This window comes from Solwaraspora sp. WMMA2065 (assembly GCF_030345075.1).
Classification (GTDB): Bacteria; Actinomycetota; Actinomycetes; order Mycobacteriales; family Micromonosporaceae; genus Micromonospora_E.
The window spans coordinates 5,969,321-5,982,197 of record NZ_CP128361.1; the positions used below are offsets into that span (position 1 = coordinate 5,969,321).

Annotated in this window: 3 protein-coding genes; 2 read left to right on the forward strand and 1 reads right to left on the reverse strand. The window is 69.1% G+C overall.

Annotation, left to right across the window (positions count from 1 at the left end; genetic code table 11):
- The first annotated feature begins 85 nt into the window (after positions 1-85).
- Positions 86-11,122 (forward strand): LamG-like jellyroll fold domain-containing protein, encoded by an 11,037-nt coding sequence (locus O7610_RS27245; protein WP_289212164.1) that lies wholly within the window; start codon positions 86-88, stop codon positions 11,120-11,122.
- 45 nt (positions 11,123-11,167) lie between these two features.
- Positions 11,168-11,617 (forward strand): hypothetical protein, encoded by a 450-nt coding sequence (locus tag O7610_RS27250; RefSeq protein ID WP_289212165.1) that lies wholly within the window; start codon positions 11,168-11,170, stop codon positions 11,615-11,617.
- Between the two features lie 113 nt (positions 11,618-11,730).
- On the opposite strand, the gene O7610_RS27255 is transcribed toward O7610_RS27250, so the two are convergent.
- Positions 11,731-12,717, reverse strand: a complete 987-nt coding sequence (locus O7610_RS27255; RefSeq protein ID WP_289212166.1) for an NAD(P)-dependent alcohol dehydrogenase — start codon at positions 12,715-12,717, stop codon at positions 11,731-11,733.
- Positions 12,718-12,877 lie beyond the last annotated feature (160 nt).

Consider the following 12,877-nt stretch of genomic DNA (forward strand, 5'->3'; position numbering starts at 1 on the left):
TCCTCAAGCTTCCCGGGCACCTGTACCCGACGATGTACTGCGATCCGATTGACGGATCGCAATGCCAAGGGGAAGGTCGCCGCCGATGGGCACGGGCCGGAGTACTCAGCAGTGGACTCGAGCAGAGCAGGCGCGGCTGCGTGCCGTCTGGCAGCGTTCGGTGGCCGGGGTGGCGACCGCCCTGGTGGTGCTGGTCGGGCTGACCGCGTCGGCGCCGCCGGGCGCGGTGCAGCCGGGTGGCGAGTTCCCGATCGGCTGGTTGACCTCCTGGCTCACCGATCGGCCGTCGTGGCTGCTGGGGTTGAGCGGGTCGCCGGTGGAGCTGCCGACGGCGCGGGTCGGTGACGGTGCCGGCCCGGGCGGCTACGTGTCGTCGGCGGCGACCCGGGCGTCCGGTGGCGCGGGCTCGGCGCAGGAGCTGGTCGACGGTCTCCCCGGGTGGGCGACGCAGCCGGCGGTGGACCGGACGGTGACACCGGACACCGGGAGTCAGTTCGAGCCCGAGACGAGCCGGCGGGACGCGCGGGCGTCGCGGTCGAACATGGACGTGTACGTCAACGCCGACGGTTCGAAGACGGCGGAGATCTCTACCGGGCGGGTCAACTACCAGGCGGCGGACGGGTCGTGGCGGCCGATCGACTCGACGTTGACGCGGCGCGGCGACCGGTGGACGGTGACGGACAACTCGCTGGGGATCTCGCTGGCCGACACGGCCGAGGCCTCGCCTGAGCCGCTGGTGGAGCTGACCCTGCCGGCGGGCGGGTCACTGGGGTGGAGTCTGGCCGGTGCGGCGGCGGTGACGCCGACCGTGACCGGTGCGACCGCGATCTATCCGAAGGTGCTGCCGGGCACCGATCTGGAGCTGGTGGCACGGCCGGACGGGGTGAAGGAGACGCTGATCCTGGCGTCACCGCGCGCGGCGTCGGAATGGGTGTTCCCGCTCGTCCTTGCCGGGTTGACGGTCCGGGCCGGCGACGGCGGATCGATCGAGCTGGTCGACGACGCGGGCGAGGTGGCCGGGTCGATTCCGGCGCCGTTCATGCTGGACTCGTCGGTCGACGCGAAAACAGGCCTGCCGGCCCAGTCGCCGGCGGTGTCGATGGAGCTGGTGGAGGTCGACGGCGGGCCGGCGATCAGGCTGGTCGCGGACCGGGCCTGGCTGACCGACCCGGCCCGGGTGTTCCCGGTGCGGGTCGACCCGACCGTGCTGGCCGACTCCGAGGTCGACACCGACGGCGACGTGTTCGTCGACAGCGACCCGGACACCGACGAGACCGTGCAGGACGGCAACTACCTGGCGATCGGGGTGGACGAGGACGGAGTCAAGGCCCGCACCTTCCTCGAATTCGACATCTCGTCGGAGTTGATCAACGCGACGCCGACGATCCGTAACGCACGGCTCGAGCTGTACCTGACCTACCGGCCGGTCTGTGAACAGCTGCCGGTGGGCAGCCACCTGGTCGAGAAGGAGTGGACGGTCGACGAGTTGGCGACCGCCTCCTATCCCGGGCCGGGCGTCGACACGAGGTACGCGCCCAGCCTGGTCGAGTCGGCCTGGGCGCAGGCGGTGTGCACCAACTCGTCGGTGAATCCGTCCGTCGGCCGGTGGGGGACGTACGGGCTGGGGAGGTCGCTGATCGGCGGGTGGGCGCTCGGTGCCCCGAACTTCGGGCTCGCGCTGGACGCCGTGGCGGCGACGAGTCCGGTCACCTGGGCGCTGTTCACCTCGTCCGACTACGGCTCCGGACAGTACGCGCCCAAGCTGGTGCTGGAGCTGAGCGGCAACCTGGCACCGCTGGTCGAGGCACGCTCCCCGGGACCCGGGACGGTGATCTCGACGCTGACGCCGGAGCTGCTGATGTCGGGTCGCGACCTGGACGGCGTTTTCGGCATGGTCTACCACATCTACGTCCATGACAGTGACGGTGACGTCATCTTCTCCGGGACCGCAGCGCAACCACCGGGGATGAAATCTGCCTCGCTCACCATTCCGCCCGGCGTGTTGGAATGGAACCAGACGTATTCGTGGTCGGTGCAGCCCGAGGACATTATTGGGGCAATTGTCAACGGTGTCCTCGGCGCGCGGTACCCGAAGTACGCGTTCTACACGCGGGCGCCGCAGCCGGCGTTGGGGTCGCGGTTGGTGCAGAACCCGGGGGTGGGCTACCACCCGGAGATCGGCAACTACACCACGTCGGCGACGGACGCGCAGGTCGCCGGGCTGGGGCCGGCATTGGAGATCACCCGGTCGTACAACAGCCTGGACACCCGTCGGTCGGGGGCGTTCGGGCAGGGCTGGTCGAGCCTGCTCGACACCCAGGTGGTGGAACGCCGGAACTGGACCGGCCTGTTGCGCACCGCGACGGTCACCTATCCGGACGGGTCGGCAGCAGGGTTCGGGCCGAACACGGACGGGTCGTTCGCGCCACCGTCGGGGCGGCATGAGGTGTTGACCGCGGTGAAGTCCGGGACCACGGTGACCGGGTACCGGTTGACCGTCAAACACGGGACGACGTACGTGTTCGGCCGGGCCGCCGGTGGCGGGGTCTTCAAGCTCACCTCGGTGAGCGACGCGAACGGGAACACCCTGACGTTGACCTACAACGGCAGTGGGCTGGTGTCGAAGCTGACCAGCGCGTCGGGGCGGTCGCTGACGTTGACCTGGGGGGCGACGGCGAGTCCGTCGGTCGGGTCGCATGTGACGAAGGTGACGACGGACCCGCCGACCGCCGGTGGCGGTGGGTACGTGTGGGAGTACACGTACGGCAGTCATGACCGGTTGACGAAGGTGTGTCCGCCGACGGCGTCGTGTACCACGTACACCTGGGGTAACAGCGTCAACCAGGGGGCGAACGCGGTGCTGAACCACGCGCCGTCGTCGTACTGGCGGTTGAACGAACCCGCCGGCGAGAGGTGGGCGACCAGCAGCGTGCTGGACAACGGCGGCACCGACCTGGGGTTCCACCAGAACACGTCGGCGGGCGTGGTGCCGGGGGTGTGGTCGGGATCGACCTCCGCGTCGACCGACTTCAACGGTTCGTCGTCGCGGGTGCGGTTGCCCCGTCGGCTGGTGACCGACGGGGCCTACCAGTCGATCAGTCTGTGGTTCCGGACGACCGACACCGATCAGGTGCTCTACTCGTACCAGAAGGATCCGATCACAGCGGGAAGTACGGAGGACGGCTTCACACCGGTGATGTACGTCGGCGCGAGCGGCAAGCTGCGGGCGAAGTTCTGGGACGGCGAGTTCGACACGATGGTGACCGCCCAGCGGGTCGACGACGGGCAGTGGCATCACGCGGTGCTGGCCGGAGCGGGTGACAGCCAGGCGCTCTACCTCGACGGAGCGCGCCAGGACACCGCCGACGGCATCATCGACATGTTCCAGTACGGTGGGGCGGCCAACGAGTACGTCGGCGCCGGGTTCCTGGGTGGAAAATGGCCGGACCAGAGCCTTCACAACCCCGTTGTCCACCTCGGATTCGCGAACTTCTTCGACGGGCAGGTCGCGGACGTCGCGTACTTCGACCACTCGCTGACCGGAGCGGACGTCACCGAGCTGTACACGGCGGCGACGAGCCAGAGCTGGCAGCTGTCGAAGGTGACCAGCGCCGAAGGGCGGACGCTGGCGTCGCTGTCGATGGATTCGGTGACCGGGAAGCTGGCGTCGGTGACCGACAGCAACGGTGGGACCTGGGGGTTGGGGACGCCGCGGGTGGCGGGGACGAGCGCTGTGTACGCCGCGGCGGTGCTGTCCTCCGAGCCGACGGACTACTGGCGGTTGCGGGATGCGGCCGGTGCGCAACCTGTCAACGAGACGCGACAGCCGAGTGATTCGTTCGAGTCGGTGAGGTTGGGGGCGGCGGGTCCGTTCGCGGACGGAACGGCGGCGGAGTTCGACGGGGAATCGTCGTCGGTGTACGTGCCAGGGGGGCGGGTGATGCCGGCGGGGCCGCGGTCCCAGGAGCTGTGGTTCAGGACCACGGCGACCAGCGGGGTACTGGTGGGCGCGCCGCTGCCCACGCTCGGTGGCATCCCTTCGCCGGCGCTGTGGATCGACGCCGACGGCCGGTTGCGGGGGCTGACGCCGTCGGAAGATCCGAACGGGCCGTTGACGGGGATCGCCGGCAAGTGCGCGGAGTGGGACAAGGCCGACAACAGCGTGCGGCTGCGCACCTGCAACGGTGAGTGGGAGCAGAGCTGGCTCTTCGACCGCGAAAGCCAGCAGCTGCGCCAAGGCACCAAATGTCTGGGTCTGACCGGTCAGGCGACCGGCAACGGCACCCTGGTCCAGGTGCAGGACTGTTCGAGCAGCTCGAGGCAGCAGTGGGCGCCGGACCGGGACGCATGGCGCAATGTGGGTGCCGGCCGTTGCCTGGAGGTGCCCGGCTCGTTGACTACGGACGGCACCCAGCTGGCGATCCGCAACTGCAACGACCAGGCCAATCAGTCGTGGGCGTTCGCGTTGGTGTCGGCGGTGCCGGTCAACGACGGCAAGTGGCACCACGCGGTGCTGACCGCGAGCAAGGAATCCACCGGCACGGCCCAGTCGCTGTACCTGGACGGCGTGCACGTGCAGACCACCACGAGTGCCGAGCCGTTCGACGGGGCACCTCCGCTCAGCCGCGCGAGCCTGGGCGCGGGGTACGTGGACAACGGTTGGTCGGGGTTCCCGGAGGAAATATGGGTCGCGCTCTACGCGGGTTCGTTGGCGGAGGTCGCGCTCTACGACCGGGCGTTGAGCGCGGACGAGGTGGCGTTGCACTACGAGTCGGTGGGTCGGACGGTGCCGTTGGTAGTGACTGCGGCGGGCGATGAGGTTGCCGAGTCGTCGTTGTCGGAGACGGCGGCGGGTGGGTTGCCGGTCGAGGTGTTGCCGCCGGGTGCGGTGCGGGTCGACGAGGCGGCGGAGCACGTGCAGACGACGACGGTGTCGAATCCGGTGAAGATCGTGTCGGTGACCGGTCCGGGTGGCAACGAGGTGTCGTACTCGTACGACCTGGTGTCGGGGCGGAGGGTGTCGCAGACCGACGCGTTGGGTCAGACGACGTTGTACGGCTATGACACGGGTGGGTTCACGAGTCTGGTGTACGACCCGAACGGGAACGTGACCCGGTCGGTGCAGGACGAGCGGGGCAACACCATCCAGGAGGTGACCTGCCAGGATCAGGCCGCGGACAAGTGTTCCAGCAGCTACTACCGCTACTTCTGGAACAGCGACAACGTGGCGGATCCGCGGAACGACCGGCTGATTGAGCTGCGCGGCCCGGGCTCGGATAGCGCGCAGGACAACGAATACCTCAGCCGCTACTCATACGACCACAAGGGCAACCTGACCGAGTTGCGGGACCCGGTCGGCCGGCAGATGAGAATCACCTATGGCGTGTCTGGCAGGTCGGCAGGTATGCCTTTGCGGGTGCTGGACTTCTCCGCCGGATCCCAGGAGATCACGTACACCACGGCGGGTGACGTGGCCGGGGTGTTGGACGCGGCGAATGCGGAGACGACGTTCACGTACGACGGGTTGGGTCGGACGTTGACGGAGACGGTGGTGACGTCGTCGTTTCCGCAGGGGCGGACGACGTCGTTCACGTACGACTCGGTGGGTCGGGTGGTGACGCGGACGGGTCCGGCGGTGACGGACCGGGTGTCGGGTGCGGTGCATCGGGCGGTGACGCGTTTTTCGTACAGCGTGGACGGGTTCCTGGTGGAGGAGCGGGTGAGTGACGCGTCGGGTGGGGATGTGGCCCGGGTCAGTACCTGGTCGTACGACTGGCACGGTCGTCGGTCGGCGTCGGTGGACGCCGAGGGCGCGGTGACCGGCTACGGCTATGACGTGTACGGGCACCTGGTGGAGCAGACCGATCCGGACGGTGTGGTGAACGCCTACGAGGTGGATGTCAACGGGAATGTGCTGTCGCGGACGGTGAAGGGGTTCACCGGGGATCCGAATGATCCGACGGATCCGGTGGATCTGGTGGTGGAGTCGAACGTGTACGACCCGGCGGGTCGGTTGGCGTCGGCCACGGACGCGATGGGCTTTGTGACGCGGTACACGTATACCGATGATGGGCGGACGGCGTCGGTGACCCGCTCCGACGGTGACAGTTCGTTCCTGCTGGAGGGCAACGGTTACGACGCGGCGGGGAACCTGGTTGAGCAGGTCACCGACAACGGTGCGACGGTGACGGCGTTCGAGTACGACGCTGCGGGTCGGCAGGTGCGGAGTGTGCTGGATCCGGGCGGCCTGGAGCGGGTGTCCGAGGTGGCGTTGTCGCCGGCTGACCGGGTGTTGTCGCGGGTGGATCGGGACGCTGCGGGGGAGGCGTTGTCGGTCGTCGATTATGCGTATGACGTGTTGGGTCGTCCGGTGTCGCAGACCCGGTATCTGTCGGCGGACCGGATGGTGACGCCGGTGGCGCGGTGGCGGTTGGACGAGGCGGGTGGGACGACGGCCGCTGACTCGGCGGGTAACAGTCCGGGTACGGCCACGGACGTGGTCTGGGCGTCGGATGCCGAGCGGGGTCGGGTCGCGTCGTTCAATGGTTCGTCGTCGCGGATCGTCACCGATGCGCCGGTGGTGGACACCACCCGGCCGTACACGGTCGCCGCCTGGGTGAAGGTGGACGACGTCGCGGCTGACGCTCTGGTACTGGAGATACCCGGCTCCGCCCGCCTGGGTCGGACCGCGTTCCTTGCCGCCTTGCAACTGAGCTTCGACTCCGCCACCGATGGATGGCGGATGACCATGACCGAGCAGGTGGGCCCGGGCGCCTACGTGACCCGCGATCAGACCTTCGGCCAGGGCACGGTGCAGGCGGGCGAGTGGCAGCACGTGGCCATCGGGCTGAACCCGCTCTCCGGATCGACCACGGTGTACCTCGACGGCGTCTACATCGGTCACTTTTTGGCGCTGAGCAACCAGGCGCGGGGCGGTCTGCGGATCGGTGGCGGGCTCAAGGGGGCCGTCTCCGATCTGCAGATCTATCAGGGGGTGCCGGGCGACGACGGCTGGGCCGCTGGGGTGATGGCGGGTGCGGTGCCGGTGGCGGATGCGGGGGTGTCGCGGACGAGTTATGTGGTTGATGAGGCGGGTCTGGCGACGTCGGTGGTGGATCCGTTGGGTCAGGCGACGTTTGTGGAGTATGACGAGGCGGATCGTCCGGTGGTGACGACGGGTCCGGCGGTGCAGGTGGAGTCGGGTGAGTTGGATGGTCCGGTGGTGTCGGCCCGGCCGGTGGAGCGGGTTGGTTACAACACGTTCGGTGAGGTGGTTGCGGAGTCGGATCCGAACGGGGCGGTGACGACGTTCGGGGTGGATCGGGTGGGTCGGCCGGTGGAGGTGCGGTTGCCGAGCTACACGCCGCCGGGGAGTTTGACCCCGGTCACTCCGGTCAGGACGGCGAGTTACGACAGTCTGGGGCAGGTGGTGTCGCAGACGGATCCGCTTGGCCGGGTCACGGAGTTCGACTATGACCAGTTGGGTCGGGTGGTGACGCGGGTGGCGCCGGACGGTGGCACGTCGACGGCGCGCTACGACCTGGTGGGCAATGTGTTGGCGGTCACGGATCCGACGGGTGCGGTGGCCGGTAGTGGTTACGACTTCCTGGGTCGGGTCACGAGTGTGAGTGAGGCGGTGCGGCAGACCGGTCAGGTGCACACGACGACGGTGGGTTATGACGCCGCCGGGCGGTTGTCGTCGGTGCGGTCGCCGGCGGGGGTGACGGTCGGGTACGGCTACAACGCTGCTGGTGAGGTGACGGGTGTGGTCGACGGTGCGGGGCAGACCCGGGGTGTCGTCCACGACGGGTTGGGTCGTGCGGTGAAGGAGGTCAATCCGGACGGTACGTACACCACCACGGGTTACGACATGTTGTCCCGGCCGGTGTCTGCGGCGGCGTTCCGGGCGTCCGGCGGGGCGGCGTTGGCCACGTCGAGTTGGACCTACGACGCCGCCGGCAACACCGTGTCGGCGACGGACGCGCGGGGCACGGTGACGCGGTTCGGTTATGACGCGGCGGGGTTGTTGCGGACGCAGTCCGAGCCGGTGGATGCGGCGACGACGATCGAGTCGTCGTTCGGGTATGACCTGGCGGGGAATCCGACGCGGTTCACTGACGGTCGTGGTCAGGCGTTCCGGTCGACGTACAACGTGTGGGGGTTGCCGCAGTCGCGGATCGAGCCGGTGACGGCGGCGTATCCGGATGCTGCGGACCGGACGTTCACGACGGTGTACGACGTGGCCGGGCAGCCGGTGTCGCAGCGTGCCCCGGGTGGGGTGGCGCGGACCCTGGTCTACGACGACGCGGGCCGGTTGGTGCGTCAGTCCGGCTCCGGTGCGGAGGCGGCCACCACGGATCGGACGTACGGCTACGACGCGGCGGGTCGGTTGGTGGAGTTCTCCGCGCCGGGGGGCAGCAATCAGGTCGTGTACGACGATCGGGGCCTGCCGTTGTCGGTGACCGGTCCGTCGGGGGACGCGGCGTTCACGTACACGGCGGACGGGTTGATGGCGTCGCGGGATGACGCGGCGGGGTTGACCGAGTACGGGTATGACGGTGCGGGCCGGTTGGCGTCGGTGGACAACACGGACATGGGCACGGCGATCGGCTACACGTATGACGTGATGTCGGCGGTGTCGTCGATGACGTTCGGGACGTCGGGGAACCGGCGGGTGTTCGCCTACGACGATCTGCACCGGTTGACCAGTGACCGGTTGGTGTCGTCGGGTGGGTCGACGATCGCGTCGATCAGCTACGGCTGGGACGTCAATGGTAACGAGACCAGTAGGACGGTCACCCGTGGCTCGTCGACGACGGTCAACACGTACAGCTACGATCTGGCGGACCGGTTGACGTCGTGGGACGACGGGAACACGACGGTCGGTTACCGCTACGACAGGGCGGGGAACCGGACCGGGGTCGGGGATGTCGACTACGTGTACGACGCCCGTAACCGCCTTGTGTCGGACAGTACCGGTGTCGGTTACCAGTACACGGCGCGGGGCACCCGCAGCGCGGCTGGTGGTGCGGCGACGGTGTCGGACGCGTTCGACCAGGTGGTTGAGCACGTTCCGGCGGGTGGTAACGCCCGGGTGTTCGACTACGACGGGTTGGGTCGGGCGTTGCGGGACGGCTGGGAGTACACCGGTCTGGGTAACCATCTCGCGCGGGACAGTTCCAACGCGTTGTTCACCCGGGATCCGGGTGGTGGTGTGGTCGGGGCGCGGCACAACACCACGCGCCGGTTGGTGTGGACGGATCTGCACGGTGACGTGGTCGCCCAGTTGAACCCGGCCGGGGCGTCGGTGACCGGCAGCCGCACCTATTCGCCGTTGGGTGAGGTGACCGCGGACAGCGGCATGCTCGGTGACCTCGGCTACCAGTCGGAGTGGACCGACATCCGCAGCGGGCAGGTCAACATGCATGCCCGCTGGTACGACCCGGTGACGGCGCAGTTCGGTGCCCGCGACAACCTGACCGTCAGCCCGGTGCCGGACTCGGTCCGGGCCAACCGCTACCAGTACGGCGACGGCAGCCCGTTGACGGTGGTCGACCCCACCGGCCACGTCGGAGAGCGGTTGACGAAGGGCTGGGACGACTTCACCGACTGGGCCGGCGACAGATGGGAAGACGTCACCGACTGGGTCGGCGACCGGTACGAAGACGCGACGAAGCTTGTCAACGACATCAAACAGAACGTGCAGCAGACGTACCAGGACGCCGCCCGGGCATTCGAAGCCGGTCTCGACCAGATCGGACAGTGGGCCCGTACGGCCCATGACTGGATCGTCGAGCACAAGGCCGCGATCGTCGGCGCGATCGTCGGCATGGTCGTCGAGGCCGGCTGCCTGGTCGCGATCGGTTGGACCGGTGTCGGGGCGGTCGCCTGCGGCATGGTCGGCGGCATGACCGATGCCCTGGTCGCCGGCCTCATCGACGGCAAGAGAGGCTTGGAGCTGCTGCAGGACGTCGCGATCGGCGGCCTGGCCGGTGGCCTCGGCGGCGCCCTGCCGATGATGGGCCCCGCTGCCGGTAAAGCCCTCGGCAAGCTCGGCTCCACCGGGGCGAAGAAGGTCGCCGGTACGAGCCTCGGCAAGGCCGCCGCCAGGGTCGGCGCGAAGGCCGTCGCCGGGGCCCGGTCGTTCAGCCGGGCGGTCACCCGCAAAGCCGACGACGCGTCCCGGGCGGTGTCCCGCGGCTCCAGCCGGTCCACCCGGGAAGCCGCCGAACACACCGACGACGCCGCCCGCGCTGGCGGGAGCCGGGTCGACGACGCCGCCGGGACTGGTGGCAGCCGGGTCGACGACGCCGCCGACGGGACGGCGGACGGGGCCGCCGGCTGCATGCTGCACAGTTTCGCCCCGGACACCCGGGTGCGGATGGCCGACGGCAGCACCAAGCCGATCGGCGAGGTGGAGCTCGGTGACGAGGTGCTGGCGACCGACCCGGCCACGGGGCGGAGCTCCGCCCGGCCGGTGCGGGTGCTGCACGGTCACGTCGACCGGGAGTTGACCGATGTCACGGTCATCGACACCACGACCGGTGAGAGCGCGGTGGTCGAGACGACCGCCCGGCACCCGTTCTGGAATGTCGACACCAACAGGTGGACCGACGCCGCGGACCTGCGTCCGGGTGACCGGTTGCGCAGTCCGGACGGCGAGACCAGCCAGCGGGTCGCGGCGGTCCGGGTGTGGACCGGCCTGAAGTGGATGCGCGACCTCACCGTCGGCGGCGTCCACACCTACTACGTCCTTGCTGGTGAGGCGCCGGTCCTGGTGCACAACTGCAGCCGGAAGACCACGTTGCTCGGCCGGTTCGCGGACATCAAGCGGTACATGCTCGATCGGCCCAGTGGAGCCTTCGACGCGGACTTCCTGAACATCAGGGGGACGTTGAACAACGGTAAGGGCGGCGTGGGTGGCTGGAACTGGACGCGGAACAAGCGGTTCATCAACGACGCTTTCGCCAACGGCAACGAGGTGCGGATCGTGACCAACCCCAACGTTCCGAACTATGCGGGTGGGAACGTGTTCCAGCGGGAGTTGAAGTACCTTCGGGACAAGGGCTACGGGTGGGCGCCCGTGGGTGACCACTGGTTGGTCACCAAGGTCCGACCGTAGGAGACAGTCCGACCGTAGGAGACGGTCCCGGTCGGGGTGACCGGGGTGGAAGGTGGACGTGCGGTGGCCGGTAAGGGGTTCGTCACCGTCCAGAAGGCGTTCGCCGAGGAAGCGGGAACCGCGTTCAGCTTCCTCGGCGACGAGTTCGGGCTGGTCGGACCGGTGTACGACGATGTCGTCCCGCAGACTGTCACGTTCACCTCGCCGGTGGCCCGGTACGCCGTCATGCTCGACCCGGCCGACAAGCTCGTGCTGACCCAGGTCGCGATGGACGTCGGCGCCAAGACCCTGGTCGCCGACCTGCCGGATCTCGTCGCGGCCGCGGAACTCGGCCCACGTAACCAGGTCCCGCAGTCCGCGCACACGCTGACCAGCCTCCGGAAGGCCCTGACCGGGCAGGCCGGCTACCTCAGGGCGATCCACCCGCGGATCGGAGCCGACTCGGCACCGACCCTGCTACGCGCGGCAAATGCCCGGGAATGGGCGGGCAGGTAGGCCGCGCCGGTGCTCGATGGTCCTGATGCGGTGGCGTGGGACGAGCTGTCGCAGGAAACGCTTCTCGACGAGCTGCTTCAAGCGGAGATTAGCGTGATCGCCTGTCTCCGCAACTAGGTAGCCGGGGCATCGCTGTCCGCGACGGTGATCACGACGTTGCCGACCTTGTGCCCGCTGTCGACGTACCGGTGGGCCTCGACGATCTCGGCCAACGGGTAGCTGCGGTCGATGACGACCCGGAGCCGGCCGTCGCCGAGCAGGTCCCGCAGCGCGGCCAGGGCGGCGTGCTTGCGTACCGACATCCCGGTCCGGACCCGCCGGCCGCCGGTGACGGCCGTGCCGGCAGCCAGCAGGCTGTTCGTCATCAGCCCGGTCGTCGGCAGGTAGCGGCCGCGCCGGTTCAGCACCGGCCGGCACCGGGCGAATGAGCTGCGACCTACGGTGTCGAAGACCACGTCGTAGCGTTCGCCGCTGGCGGTGAAGTCCTCGGCGGTGTAGTCGAACACCCGGTGTGCGCCGAGCGAGCGGACCAGTTCGGCGTTGCGGCCGCTGCACACGCCGTGCACCTCGGCGCCGAGGTGCTTCGCGAGCTGGACGGCGTACGTGCCGATGCTGCCGGAGGCGCCGACGACCAGCACCTTCTGACCGGGACGCAGGTCGGCCAGGTCGTGCAGGAAGTGCCAGGCGGTGGTGAAGCCGTCGACGGTCGCAGCCGCCTGCGGATACGTCACGTTCGCCGGCATCGTCGTCATCGACGCCCGCTCCGGCAGGCACTTGTACTCGGCGTTCGCCCCGACACCGAAGCCGGTGAAGCCGAAGACCCGGTCGCCGACCCGGAACCGGCTGGTCGCCGGCCCGGTCGCGGTGACCTCGCCGGCGAACTCCAGCCCGAGCACCCGGATCCCCTTGCGTGGACGCCGTACGCCGATGATTGCCCGGCCCCAGCGGGGTTCGCCCCTGCGCATCCCGCACTCGGCGGACGTCACAGTGGTGGCGTGCACCCGGACCAGCACCTGGTCGCCACGGGGCACGGGGGTCGGCAGGTCGACCTGGGTGAGTACGTCGGGCGGGCCGTACGCGTCGAACATCACCGCTCGCATGTGGCGATGATGGTGCAGGCACGCTGTGAGCGTGCTGAGAGGGAGCGGGACCACCTCCGATCACCAGGACAGCAGCGGTACCTGGCTGTCCGTACCGAGGTGTTCAGACGTTCGGCCAATCCCATGATCCGCCGGTGTCCGACCGCCGTACCCCGAGTTG